Below are 13,335 nucleotides of genomic sequence, written 5' to 3'. Positions count from 1 at the left end.
CCAACAAACATATTAATAGTAATTTTATGGATGTACATACATTCTCGCCGTGATTTAGTGAACACGTTTTTATTGTCGGATGACATCTATTTTAACGAATAAATCAGCGTCCGAATATCCAATAATAACATGGTCTTTATCTAAAACTTTTGACGCCAGAACTTAACTGGTTAATGATTAGCATAGGAGCCTTTTCATGCAAAACATTCGCACAATTCAACAAAATATTCAGCAAAATTTAACCAACTTGACTTTCAATCCTCAATCCGTCAATCCGTCAATAGTTTTTTGTCGGGTAAAAGCGCAAGCTCAAAAAGATTGTGTTATTAATGTTCAAATTGCTGAAGAATATAAACGTAAATTAAAAAAGCAAAAATTTACCAAAAATATTTTGCAACTTGGCGCATTATCTTTACTGGCTTTTCCCGCCAAAGCTTTACTTGCAATGAACGTATCTAATTCATCAACCAATAACAATCCGTCATCCATATCTAGTAAAGAAATTGTTGTTGCCACTTTAAAAGACAACCCAAGCGTGTTCCAAGAAGGTGATATGTTACACGGTTTTGGTTATGATATTGCTAAACGTTATGCCAATTATTTGGGTGTTAACATGCGTTTAGAAACTTATCAAGACCAACAAAGCCTTACTCAAGCCCTAAAAACAGGGCAAGCAGATATGGCGCTTGGATTAGAACACGTTGTTGATGATGAATTAACAACTAATGCCATTGCTTGCAATCCAGCAACAAAAAACAAATTGGCTGAACATGGTCTTGATGGAAATTTGCATTTTACCTTTTCTAGCACAAACCAAACAATGATTGACCATTCTGCCAGTTTTTTATGCAGCCAAGAGCAGCAAAAACAAACGCAAACTATTGCCAGCTTTTATGATAGGACACTGCTGCAAAATGACTACAGCAGAAATCACTTTAATAAAGCACTTGACCAAGAATTACCCAAATATGAATCAGCTTTTAAAACTGGCGCTCAAAAACATAATCATGACTGGCAAGTTTTAGCGGCAATTGGCTACCAAGAATCCCATCTAAATCCTGAAGCGATATCGCCAACGGGTGTTCAGGGTCTAATGATGCTTACCCAAGACACTGCTGAGGAAATGGGAGTAAAAGACCGCACCGACGCTTTACAAAGCATTCAAGGTAGCGCCAAATACCTAGAAAATCTTGATGAGCAATTTGCCAATATTGCTGAAGGTGAACGCTTGTGGTTTGTACTAGCTGCTTACAATATGGGTCCAAATGCTGTCAAACGCATTCAAAAAACACTCAACGATCATGGCAAAGATGGCAATAGTTGGACTGAAGTTTATACATACTTAGCAGCCAATGCTGAACAAAACAGTCGCTTTGTTCAGTGCATGCATTATGTAACCAATATTCGCACTTATCTTGAAGCAATGAAAACCACACAAGACACTCAATCAGCCTAACTATTTTCCATATCAATATAAATTAACATAATTAAAAAAAGCACCCATAAAGGGTGCTTTGCCATTAAGCAGATTGTACTGCTTGCAATAATTGTTTTTGATGCTCAATTAAGGCTTTTGGCATACGCTCACCTAATTTTTCAAATAATTGAACATGTTCTTCGAGTTCTTTTACCCATAAATCCTTATCTTGACTGGTTACTAAATCAAAATCCGCTTGGCTAAAATCAGAGGCTGTCCAATTTAAATCACTATAAGTTGGCACAAGACCAATTGGGGTCTTAACTGCATTGGCAGCACCTTCGCAACGCGCAATAATCCACTCAAGTACGCGCATATTTTGACCAAATCCAGGCCATACAAAATTACCATCTTTGTCGCGGCGGAACCAGTTTACATTAAAGATTTTTGGCAGTTGATTACCATGGGCTTTAGCAATTTCGCCCACTGTTTTACCCATGTCAAGCCAATGCTGGAAATAATCTGCCATGTTGTAACCTGCAAATGGCAACATCGCAAACGGATCGCGGCGTACCACACCTTGGGCGCCAACAGCGGCGGCTGTAGTTTCTGAACCCATAGTTGCAGCTTTATACACACCATCAACCCAATCAAAAGCTTCACTAATCAAAGGAACGGTATCAGCTCGGCGACCGCCAAAGATAAATGCTGAAATTGGCACACCTTCAGGGTTTTCCCAATCAGGGTCAATGGATGGACATTGAGCAGCTGATACGGTAAAACGAGCGTTTGGATGAGAGGCTTTTTCACTACCATCGTGTTTTTGACGCTTCCAGTTGATTAGGTTTTCGGGAACTTCTTTGGTTTTACCTTCCCACCAAATTTCACCATCTTCAGTAACGGCAACGTTGGTATAAATTACATCTGATTTTAATGTACTCATACAGTTAGAATTGGTTTTGGTATTGGTGCCAGGCGCAACACCAAAAAATCCTGCCTCTGGGTTAATAGCGTATAACTTACCATCTTTTGATGGTTTAATCCAAGCAATATCATCACCCACAGTTTCCACTTTCCAACCTTCGTAACCTGCTGGTGGAATCAACATAGCAAAATTGGTTTTACCACAAGCTGATGGGAAAGCTGCAGCAACATAATGTTTTTTGCCTTCTGGATTGGTTACACCAAGAATCAACATATGTTCAGCTAGCCAACCTTGTTCACGACCCATCACAGATGCAATGCGTAAGGCAAGACATTTTTTACCAAGCAAGGCATTGCCACCATATCCTGAGCCATATGACCAGATTTCGCAGGTTTCAGGAAAATGTACAATGTATTTGTCATCATTACAAGGCCAAGCAACATCTTTTTCGCCATCTTGCAATGGCTTGCCTACTGAATGCACACAAGGTACAAAATCACCATCAGTGCCAATCACATCATAAACTGCTTTACCCATACGTGCCATTTTGCGCATGCTAACCACAACATAGGGTGAATCGGTTAATTCTACACCTACGTGAGCAATATGACTACCCAAAGGCCCCATACTAAATGGCACAACGTACATTGTGCGTCCTACCATGCAATTTTTGAATTTTTCATTTAAAATCGTACGCATTTCATCTGGCGCTTTCCAGTTGTTGGTCGCCCCTGCATCAATCTCTTGTTCAGAACAAATAAACGTACGGTCTTCTACTCGTGCCACATCAGAAGGGTCGGAAAATGCCAAGTATGATTTTGGGTGTTTTTCCTCATTAAGTTTTATCATTGTGCCATTATCAATCATCAGATTAATCAGGCGATTGTACTCTTCTTCTGAACCATCACACCATTCAATCTTAGCAGGATTGGTTAATTCTGCAACACGAGAAACCCAATCAATCAAACCTTGATGACGAACAAATGCTGGTACTGAGTTCACTGTAGTCATGACAACTATTCCTAAATTTTACTTAAATTGCTTAAAAAAGGCTTTATAACTAACTTTATTTTTGCCATTTGCTCATTTTTAAGAAATTTTCACAAAACAAATTGATTGGTAATAATTCAACCAACCGTCAATATAAGATAAAGCAAAACTTTATCCACTAAATTTATAAAACATTGGCACTAATATTGCTGTATTTACAAGCCAAATTTTATATTTTTATTTAATATTAAATAAGTAATGCTGCTAAATAAATCAGAAAAACTGATAAATAAGTTGCTTTACTTCGAAAGTGCTTATTAAAACACACTTTATTACAAATGATAAGAACCATCACAAAAATAAATGATGGTATTTTTAAAACTTTTAAGTGTAAGCTATTTCTAGATTTTTCATTGATTTACGTTGGCTATTTATCATGATAAAATCAGTCAATTTCTTTTAAATTTTTGGGTAAACGTATCATGGCTAAAGCAAAAACTGCCTATGTGTGTCAAAATTGTGGAGCAAATTTTGGTAAATGGTCAGGGCAATGTAGCGACTGCGGGCAGTGGAACACTTTAGTTGAAAACATTAGCACCACTCTACCTCACCACAAAAACACGGCTAAACCTATCAGTTCTTCAACCAAACGTAGTAACTACGCCGGCGCAAACTCAAAAGTTATGACACTTAATGAAGTTGGCGTCATTTTGGAAACTCGAATGAGTACCGCTATTGGAGAGTTTGACCGAGTGCTTGGTGGTGGCGTGGTTGCAGGTTCGGTTATTTTGATTGGCGGCGATCCTGGTATTGGTAAGTCCACTATTTTATTACAAACAGCAATCAACATGGCAGCCAGCGAAACATTAGGTGGTAGCGCCTTATACATTACTGGCGAAGAAAGTCTATCTCAAGTTGCCATGCGTGCGGTGCGTTTAGGACTGCCGACTGATCGTTTAAAAGTTATGGCAGAAACTAATGTTGATGAAATCTGCCTAGCACTATCATCTCGGCAGCCTGCAGTTGCTGTTATTGATTCAATTCAAACCTTATTTACTGATGCTATCCAATCCGCCCCGGGTGGTGTCGCCCAAATTCGCGAAAGCGCCGCTATCCTCACACGTTACGCCAAACAAACAGGTACAGCATTATTCTTGGTTGGTCATGTAACCAAGGAAGGTTCTTTGGCAGGTCCTCGCGTACTTGAACATATGGTAGATACTGTATTGTATTTTGAAGGAGAGGCTGACAGTCGTTTTCGCCTTATTCGCGCAGTCAAAAACCGATTTGGCGCTGTAAATGAATTGGGCATTTTTGCAATGACGGATACTGGTTTAAAAGAAGTTGCCAACCCTTCAGCTATTTTTTTAAGTCGTTACGAAAAACCCATCGCAGGCTCTGTTGTCATGGTTAGCCGTGAAGGTACAAGACCGCTTTTGGTAGAAGTACAAGCTTTGGTTGATGATGCACATGGTCAGCCAAGACGTATGGCTCTTGGTCTTGATTATCAGCGTCTAGCTATGCTGCTTGCCGTAATGCATCGACATGGGGGTATTCATACCAGTGGTCAGGATGTATATGTCAATGTAGTTGGAGGTGTTAAAGTGATGGAAACTGGTTCTGATTTAGCGGTTTTATTGGCGTGTGCGTCCAGCATTAAAGAAAAAGCCCTACCTTCATCTTTAGCAGTATTTGGAGAGGTTGGTTTATCAGGAGAAATTCGTCCCGTTCCAAGTGGTCAAGAGCGTCTAAAAGAAGCAATGAAACATGGTTTTACTCATGCCATTATCCCAACTGCCAACGCACCAAAAGCAGACAATCCACAATTTTTCGATATTCATATTATTACTGTTAATAGATTAGATGAAGCCATTTACAAAGCATTCAATTTGGAAATTAAAAAAAATTAAAAAAATACTTGACAGTTTAAAAATATCATCTATAATACACCCATATCTGATGGATGAATATTTATTGCCAGTGTGGTGAAATTGGTAGACACGACGGATTCAAAATCCGTTGCCTTTAAAAGCGTGTCGGTTCGAGTCCGACCACTGGTACCATTTAAATGTTTATAGTTGTCTATAAATATCTACGAACCCCAAGAATTACAAGTTCTTGGGGTTTATTTTGTCTATTAACGTCTATTAAAATATATTGCAATCTACACATAATAACAGTATGCTAAACAGTATATTTATCAAATACTGTTATTGCACAAGGAAGCATACTGTTATGGCACGCCAAACCTTACCGCTCAACGCTAGCAAGATTGATAAAGCCAAACCAAAAGACAAGTTATATCGCTTATATGACGGCGGTGGGCTGGTGCTTAATGTTACGCCGTCTGGTGGCAAATACTGGTATCTGCAATATAAGCACCCATTAACTGGCAAGGCTCAAATGTATAAGCTTGGCAATTATCCCGCCGTCTCTTTGGCGGAGGCAAGAAATAAGACGCAGGCGTGCCATGCGTTATTAGCCAATCATATTGACCCCAAGTCTCACTATGACGAGCAAAGACAGCAGCACATTGAAATTGAGCAAGATACATTTAAATTACTGTTTGATGAGTGGTTAAGCATCAAAAAATATGCACCTAAAACTCAATTAAAATTGCAAGGCTATCAAAGAGAGATTATTGCTATTATTGGCGATAAGCCTGTATCACAAATCACAGTACCTGATTTAATGTGTGTACTAAAACCAATTGAGCAGGCGGGGCAGTACGCCAAGCTTGAAAAAATGCGTAGCATGATTCGCCAAACGTTAAGTTATGCTATTGCTGTAGGCAAGGCAACCCAAAATCCAGCGATTTATTTACAAGGAGCGTTCAGCTCGGGTTCTGTTCGCCATAACCCTGCAATTTTGGATGAAAACAGACTGGCTGATTTAGTGCAAGCAATTTACAGCTATCACGGGCATTTTGCGACAAAAAAAGCCTTAATGTTTGCCTTATTAACATTTGCTAGACCCGGCGAGGTGCGACATCTGACATGGGAGCAGATTGATTTTCAAGAAAAATTGTGGCGTTATACGCCGTCAAAAACTCAAAAATCTACTAAAATCCAGATGGTTACCCCGCTATCAGAGCAATCCATGCAGATACTGTATGAGCTAAAAGCGTACAAGCAGGCCGAATTGGTGTTTCCAAGCGCTGTATCTGGACATCGCCCTTTGTCCGAAAACACACTTAACCAGGCGTTGCGACGAATGGATTTTGCCAGTAGTGAACAAACATCACACGGGTTTCGGGCGATTGCAAGAACTCTTTTGGAGGAAAAGTTGGGTTATGATTATCGCATGATTGAGATGCAATTAGGGCATCAAGTGCGGGACGCTAATGGGCGGGCGTATAATCGGGTGCAATGGCTGGACAAAAGACGTGAAATGATGCAGGCGTGGGCGGATTATCTGGATAGCTTAAAAAAATAAAAATCAATGGCTTGGTGGGCAGCATTACACGCCTGCTAGATGTTTTGCTTGACCTTTCAATTTTATAAAATTGGTGGGTTTACGCTATCCACCATTGACAAAGATTGCAGGAATCCACTGCACTTTATATTTTCTTGCTTCATCTCTTGGACCCGACCAAAAGCCGTGCCAGTGCCCCTTGCGGATGTGTGGGCGTTTTCTACCCGCCTGCTTTGTCTCGCCATCTCTCTCCAACTGGTCTTTCATTTGTCGCACCTCGCCGCCCAAGCGCTTACCAATATAATATAACGTTGCTTGACTTGGAGGGATAAAAGCCCCAGTTTTTTTATTAATGCCAAATTTAGGTTTGGCAATATCAGTACGTGTTACGATTACATCGTTAATGTTGCTAATATCTGGTTTTTCGGCACAAAGCCAAAGTAAACAAGATAACATAATGTAGCACATCGCAAAGTCTTTACGATGATTATCTGACATTGTTTCTGTTGATGACAAACCGCATTTGTAAAATAGATTTACGGCTTGCTTTACTGTCAAACCATCCGCAATTGGTAATAATATTGGCTGATAACAATCATATGCTGTGTTTGATAAGCCGTCAAAATGTGGAGTTAAACACAATACTTTTTGCTGAGTATCATAATTATAATTAATGCCAGCCCAAAAGCCAATTAAATTAACAACATCTGTGCCGCCGTTTGTTTCAATCCTAACGGCAGCTTCATTTTGTATCTCAATATAACTTACCCACTCAGGCAAATGAGCGTATATTGATATAGGAGTGTCATCTGGGATTGGTGATTTTGCAACGCTCTCAATAATTGCCCCGTCTATCTGATAGATTGACAATGTATTTCGCCAAGTACCAAAAATCCACAAACCCCAGTAATACTTAAGGTAGTTTCTGGTTGAAACGCTATGAGTGTATAAATCATTTACTGCCAATTTGTTTTGCATATCAGCAGCAAACAAGCGGACGCTTACATCATATAAATTTGCATCTGGTATAAATACACCAGTTGGCACTTTATGTTTTTTATAAAAATTAACGTGCCAATTTTGCATATTTTTATAACATTCTTTGGCATCATCAAATTCAGCGTTAAATTCTTTCATGGCTTGAATGGCAGCATGTTCTTTTTTGCTATGCATGATGTTTGTCCTTATTGGCATAATATGTTGATATTTTATATTGATTTTGACATTTTGTTAAAAACAATAAGCTTATCAATAAATTTGCCTGTCTTTAATATATTAAAACACGCCTGCAGGCGTGTTTAGTGCTAATATTCTTTTTTGATATTGTAATGCTCTCTAAGCAGCGATAGCACAAGATTATTAAATGACTTGGAGTTGGAATCAAACTCAATTGCATCCAGTAGCTCTGCATCATTATCTTTGTGAAAAGATACCCCCTTTCGCGTAAATTTTGAACTGTATTTTTTTTGCGCTTTTTCAAGCGATTTTGACATCTTATTACTCATACGAGCCTCCAACAATCATGGGATATAACCATTTTAAAATCACCTTTTGCTCATCCGAATTACGTTTACCTATCAAATATGTATGATAATGGCCACGCCGCAAATGAGCTCTTCTTGCCGCAACCCTTCCATCACCCTGACTTGGCTGCTGGCGTAACTTTTTACCTATATTCTCCCCAACCAGCCATCTTTTGATTTTATTTGCTGGGAACAATCTCCAACCCTTTTTTGTTTTTTTTGGTCTTGGATTTAAGGGACTGCAATCACTTTGGTCAATATCACTAATATCGGGCTCATTGCTGCACAAATATAAGACAAGGCTAATAAAAGGTTTGATTTCATTTGCAATTTTGATATTTTTATCAACATCCATTGCTAAGTCTAAACCCATTCTAATAGCTTGACGCCCGCTCTCCATTAGGTACTTATCAACGGCAGTTAATACACTCCAATCGCCTAAGTGTAGTGGCACACTAACAAAGCCATCACTGCTATCAAGTAGCAATCTTAGTTCGCTATGCCCATCATTTGCATCTTGTTCAAGCCATGCAAAAAATCCAAAAACCGCTTTGGAGTCAAAAAATAAATCAGGTGATTTTATATAAATACACCACTGTGGCAAACGGTGAAGTACCTCGGATGGTAAATTGCCATCTAGCCTGCTATTAATGATAGCTTCATACAAATCATTATCAAAACTGTAAATTCCTTTACTATATTGCCATGTATGTGTTGCTGCTAAGATTTGCATGTCTGGCATATCCTGCAAAGATAATTTTTGTTTGCCAAGACTCTTGGATGTAATTGCATACCAACCAGCCATAGGTATAAAACAAAAATTTGCCCAATTGGGCAAGTTTCTGCCTTTATCCATCCTAATTTCATCAATTAATTTATTTACTTGATGTTTTTTCTTGCACTCAACCAAAATCATTTCTGGTCGAGCAAGATTTTGGGTTTTTGGCATACTTTACTCCGATATTATCATAATTGCTTCCGCATATCTTTTGACTTGCCAGTACAATGGGTGGTCAATATCGTCTTGCAATCTTTCTGGATTGCCTCCACACTTAGCGTAGGCATCTTTGACTTTTTGTGGTACATTTTTAATGTAGGCTTCTGCAGCCTCTTTTTCATTTATTTGGCTCTGAATTTTAGCAAAATGTTTAACTTTTGCTTGTTTGATTGCAGCTAAAATAGATGTGGCATTATAAACAACATCAACATCGTTTGCTTTTTCAAACAGATGTTTACACTCTTGTAATATTTTTTCATCTGGTTGATTTACATCGCCGACCCAAGTTAAATTGTCATAATCTCCCCAGCCGCGTGATGATAAAATCACGCTTATATAATTTGCAGACTGATATGCTGACAATGCTTGAGCGTGCAATTTGCACAAATCATCAAAACTGACAGCGAGCCAGAATTCACACTCAGATAATGCAATTTGGATATTCCAAAACCCAAACGCGCCAGACTTGATGAGGCGCTCCCACTGGGTAATGTCTTTAAAATATTGTTTGCACTCTAACATAGTTTGATAGCCAGCAAGCGATTTTTTCGCAATAAGTTTGCCACTGACATAATAATTGATTTTCCAGTTTTCCAACTTACACTCAAGCAAGCTGCCGTCTGAGCGACGGCGAGAAAAAATCATGCCGCTTTTCAATATGTCATAAATTGTTCTTAAGCACAATCCAAATGTTACAGGGTAGTTATCACCCTTTTTTAAAACTCTTTTTGTTAATTTATGTGCTGCTTTGAAAATCAATGATTTGTGCATCTTTATATCTCCTGTCTAGTCGAGATTTATTCAAGTTTGATAAGCTTATTATATATATAACACACTATAAAATCAAGCATATAATACAGTAGTATGTATTTTTAAAAAAACGACCATAGTCCGCAGCTGCAGCAATTAAAAAAATTATATAAATCATAAACTTATAAATTTTTTTAAATTTTTTTAAAATAATGCTTGACTTTATAGCGTGTTATATATGATAATACACACATCAAGAGCAATAACGCACTTGATGAACTAAATGAAACAAGGTGAAACAAATGGAAACTTACTACATCTCTGAGTTGCAAAACGCAAACTCTTACCGTGAAGCAACTAAGATTGAAGCAAAAAATCTAACTCAAGCAAAAAGAAAGGCTAGTCGTATGCAGTGCTTTTACGGCACTGTTATTGAGATAGGTCTAAGCGTTAATGAAAGCGGTTTTATTTTAAACCCGATAAGTAGAAAGATTGATGGCAAATGGGTTGATGTTGAATTATATTAATACGATAAGTTTACTTATCACCAACGCTTACAAGCAACTGTAGGCGTTGGCAGTAAGTAAATTTACACAAGATGTAGATTACTTAGCGCTAGCACAGCTAGTATTCACAAAGTCAATTTAAAAAGGTAAAAAAAATTATGAAAGTTCAAGTAATCAAACAAAAGACAGCCCGTCAAACATTCTTAGATAAAATGTTTCCAAATGGAAATCTGGACACTGTAGCCAAGACTTGCGAAGTTACGTTTGAAGAATTTAATTCCCTATGGATTAAAACCACTGGTAAGATTCGCACGGGGAATCAATATTCAAACATGAACAAAAGAAATTTTTTGGTTGCCGAAGATGAAAACGGTAATGTCATTAGCGACAATATTACTGATGAAAAAGATTATGGCTGGGTTATGCACCATGCCCGCGCGCAAGGCAACACAGAAAAAAGTTATGCAGTTAAACCATTAAGCAGTTTAACCAAAACGATTTGCCGTGATTTCTACAGTTACGGAAACGAAAATAACGGCATTCATGTCGTCGCACAAGTGAGCGCCTGTGGTAACTTTGTTACCGTATTCAAAAATAACCGTCATTTTTGGATACGGTAACCTAAATTAACCCCAGAAAAACCGCCAATCGGCGGTTTTCTTTTTTTACGCGGGTAGCTCAAAATGCACGCCGTCTAAAAACGCCTTACGCCCTACTTTGGCGCGCTCTGCTTTGTAGCTAGCCACCCATTGGGCAGGCGTGCCATCTTTGCCAGTGATGACCGACCAGCAGCCGCCCCAACGCACACGCACGCCCAATTCGGTTGCTGCTTTTGCCATTGCTGTGGCGATTGTGTAATAGTGATTAAAATCCCAAGATACCGCGCCATTAACCACCGCCACCAAATCCACGGCATGCCCCGTCAGATGACGGCTATTCATGGTTTGACTTTTGCCTTGTCGCACGTAGCGCGCTTGCGTCTCTTTAGTGCGCACCCCTTCCGCTACCCGAAAATCAATACCTGATAACTCAATGGCGCGCTTAACCACTTTGACCAGCTCGGGATTAACGCCCTTAAGCTTATCTAGGCTTGCTTGCCCTAAGCTGTATTTACCCGCTGCGCTTGGTGCAGCAGGTGCAGGCGTGTTGCCCTCAACCGTTGGGTCGGTCTTATTGATTGTTTTAACGTCATCTTGTACGTCTTTTGCGATAATGCCAGTTTTGACCGCTTGAGCGACGGCTTCAACCGTCATCTTGCCAGCAATACCGTCAATCTCGCCTTTATACAAGCCCGCTTGCTTAAGCGTGGTTTGGATTTGTCTAATGTAACTACTCATGATTTTGCCTCCGCTTTGAGTTGTTGTCGTTTTTTAATTAGCATACGTTTAAAGTGATTTTTGCAGTGCTGCTTGATTTTAAGCAGCTCGCCTACCCAATAGATTAAAAACAGCGCACGGGCAAAGATATTGCCGCCGTATAAGCCCGCCCGCTCATCAGATTGCAGTAAATCCGTGCTTTGGGTATTGATGGCCATCAATAGCGCCACACTCCAGCCTAGCGTACCAACCAGCACTAGCCAGCTGTCGGCAGGCGGGGTCTTAGCGTTTTTGTTAAAAATTTTTAGGTCTCTGATTAGCACATACCAGCCCAGAAACATCGCACCCGAACAGATAATGATGTTTGCAATAGCAAGATTAGTCATACTTGCCCTCCTTGCCCTCGTCTTTTTGTTTTTTTGACCATTTCAAAAATTTGTCTTGCGCCGACTCGTATAAGTCGTTTTGGCGCTTTTGGTCGCTAATAAACACTAAAAACCCCGAAATAATCGGGGTAGAACAGATAGCCGCTAGCCATGCCCAGAATGCCAGCGTTGGACTTGGCGGCTCTTGACCGTGATTAATTAAAATGCTCATGGCTAGCCCTGCGGTTGTGCCAATGATGGGCTTTGCAACGATTGGCAGGCGTACACGTCCATCAATATCACCGATGACGATAAACGCGCTTGCAATCCCGCCAAGCAGTGCAAATAGCCACACCCCAAGCCAAGAAATTAAAAATGGGGCGTGAAGCCCCGTAAAATCAAACATAAATACTCCAATAGCCATAAAAAAAATCCTCACCAAATGGTAAGGATTTATGGGATAAGTTATTACTAATAGCTAGCTAATAGACACGAATTAAATTCATGCAAATCTTCAAATCTCAATAAATAATTTAATATGTGTTCAGGGAAATATGGTAAGTAATTCTTATCAATCTTGTTTAGTAAATGAACTGCTTCAGACGCCCATTGTGTTCTAGTACCCATAAAGAGCAATGGAGAGTGTTTTCTGGCTAAAGCAACGCGTATAGGTGCTTGAGCTGAACCTGTAGTCGCAAAATAACTAAATGGGAAAAAGATTTTACAGATGATAATGGTACGATAGTTATCAGCATTGCTATATAAATCGTGCGGAAATGATAGTGTTGGTAAATCTGAGTCATAAATTAATTCACCATTTTTATTAAATATTTCTAATCCCAATCCTGTTTGTCTAATTGGTGGATTTACGTCAAAAAATAATATCTTAAATGGTTCTTTTGTGCATACATCTATCAACAAATCACGATGGCTTTTATTATGGCTATATTGCGGATAATGTTTTAAAAACTCTTTTTTGTGGATTGCAATATACACCCTTGCAATACGTTTATTATCTTGTTTAAACGATAACTGTGCGTAACCAACACCGTATTTAAAACTAATACCTACAATTGGATACTTAACGTGATTAGGGATTGGTATATCCCACACAAATCCAAATTCACTGTTA

Annotated in this window: 14 protein-coding genes and 1 tRNA gene; 6 read left to right on the top strand and 9 right to left on the bottom strand. The window is 39.2% G+C overall.

The window, feature by feature from the left end; genetic code table 11:
- Positions 1-196 precede the first annotated feature (196 nt).
- Positions 197-1,456 (top strand): transglycosylase SLT domain-containing protein, encoded by a 1,260-nt coding sequence (locus ACZBKJ_RS03855; protein ID WP_463199608.1) that lies wholly within the window; start codon positions 197-199, stop codon positions 1,454-1,456.
- Between the two features lie 64 nt (positions 1,457-1,520).
- On the opposite strand, the gene ACZBKJ_RS03850 is transcribed toward ACZBKJ_RS03855, so the two are convergent.
- Positions 1,521-3,353 carry a phosphoenolpyruvate carboxykinase (GTP) gene (locus tag ACZBKJ_RS03850; RefSeq protein ID WP_463199607.1) on the bottom strand — a complete coding sequence of 611 codons (1,833 nt, stop codon included), beginning with the start codon at positions 3,351-3,353 and terminating at the stop codon, positions 1,521-1,523.
- A gap of 461 nt (positions 3,354-3,814) precedes the next feature.
- Between ACZBKJ_RS03850 and radA the strand changes: the two genes are divergently transcribed.
- From radA to ACZBKJ_RS03835, 3 genes are all read left to right on the top strand, one after another.
- On the top strand, positions 3,815-5,242 hold the full coding sequence (radA, locus tag ACZBKJ_RS03845; protein WP_463199606.1) for a DNA repair protein RadA: 1,428 nt from the start codon (positions 3,815-3,817) through the stop codon (positions 5,240-5,242).
- A 66-nt stretch (positions 5,243-5,308) separates the two neighbouring features.
- Positions 5,309-5,395, top strand: a tRNA-Leu gene (locus tag ACZBKJ_RS03840).
- Positions 5,396-5,567: 172 nt separating this feature from the next.
- Entirely contained in the window at positions 5,568-6,767 is a 1,200-nt protein-coding gene (locus ACZBKJ_RS03835; RefSeq protein WP_463199605.1) for a tyrosine-type recombinase/integrase, read from the top strand.
- 84 nt (positions 6,768-6,851) lie between these two features.
- Here ACZBKJ_RS03835 and ACZBKJ_RS03830 read toward each other — a convergent pair whose 3' ends face one another.
- The 4 genes from ACZBKJ_RS03830 to ACZBKJ_RS03815 all read right to left on the bottom strand — a co-directional run bounded on the left by ACZBKJ_RS03830 (position 6,852) and on the right by ACZBKJ_RS03815 (position 9,911).
- On the bottom strand, positions 6,852-7,919 hold the full coding sequence (locus ACZBKJ_RS03830) for an AcrVA2 family anti-CRISPR protein (protein ID WP_463199604.1): 1,068 nt from the start codon (positions 7,917-7,919) through the stop codon (positions 6,852-6,854).
- A 131-nt stretch (positions 7,920-8,050) separates the two neighbouring features.
- Complete coding sequence (locus ACZBKJ_RS03825; protein WP_463199603.1) at positions 8,051-8,251, bottom strand: hypothetical protein; 201 nt, start codon at positions 8,249-8,251, stop codon at positions 8,051-8,053.
- A complete protein-coding gene (locus ACZBKJ_RS03820) occupies positions 8,244-9,218 on the bottom strand; it encodes an AcrVA2 family anti-CRISPR protein (RefSeq protein WP_463199602.1) in 975 nt (324 codons plus the stop codon). Before ACZBKJ_RS03820 ends, ACZBKJ_RS03825 begins: the two co-directional genes overlap by 8 nt.
- A 3-nt stretch (positions 9,219-9,221) precedes the next feature.
- Complete coding sequence (locus ACZBKJ_RS03815) at positions 9,222-9,911, bottom strand: hypothetical protein (RefSeq protein WP_463199601.1); 690 nt, start codon at positions 9,909-9,911, stop codon at positions 9,222-9,224.
- A gap of 407 nt (positions 9,912-10,318) precedes the next feature.
- Between ACZBKJ_RS03815 and ACZBKJ_RS03810 the strand changes: the two genes are divergently transcribed.
- Positions 10,319-10,543: a hypothetical protein gene (locus ACZBKJ_RS03810; protein ID WP_463199600.1), complete on the top strand. Its 225-nt coding sequence runs from the start codon at positions 10,319-10,321 to the stop codon at positions 10,541-10,543.
- Positions 10,544-10,680: 137 nt separating this feature from the next.
- Positions 10,681-11,142, top strand: coding sequence for a hypothetical protein (locus ACZBKJ_RS03805; protein ID WP_463199599.1), 462 nt, complete (start codon positions 10,681-10,683; stop codon positions 11,140-11,142).
- A 45-nt stretch (positions 11,143-11,187) separates the two neighbouring features.
- On the opposite strand, the gene ACZBKJ_RS03800 is transcribed toward ACZBKJ_RS03805, so the two are convergent.
- The 4 genes from ACZBKJ_RS03800 to ACZBKJ_RS03785 all read right to left on the bottom strand — a co-directional run.
- Entirely contained in the window at positions 11,188-11,859 is a 672-nt protein-coding gene (locus tag ACZBKJ_RS03800) for a M15 family metallopeptidase (protein WP_463199598.1), read from the bottom strand.
- On the bottom strand, positions 11,856-12,224 hold the full coding sequence (locus tag ACZBKJ_RS03795) for a hypothetical protein (protein WP_463199597.1): 369 nt from the start codon (positions 12,222-12,224) through the stop codon (positions 11,856-11,858). Before ACZBKJ_RS03795 ends, ACZBKJ_RS03800 begins: the two co-directional genes overlap by 4 nt.
- Positions 12,217-12,609, bottom strand: coding sequence for a hypothetical protein (locus tag ACZBKJ_RS03790; protein ID WP_463199596.1), 393 nt, complete (start codon positions 12,607-12,609; stop codon positions 12,217-12,219). The genes ACZBKJ_RS03795 and ACZBKJ_RS03790 overlap by 8 nt, the downstream gene beginning before the upstream one ends.
- Before the next feature lie 65 nt (positions 12,610-12,674).
- Positions 12,675-13,335, bottom strand: a 661-nt coding sequence (locus ACZBKJ_RS03785; RefSeq protein WP_463199595.1) for a hypothetical protein, incomplete at its 5' end; no start/stop codon positions are given.

It is taken from the genome of Moraxella sp. I5G (assembly GCF_055193055.1).
This window is presented reverse-complemented; position numbering and strand designations above follow the sequence as displayed.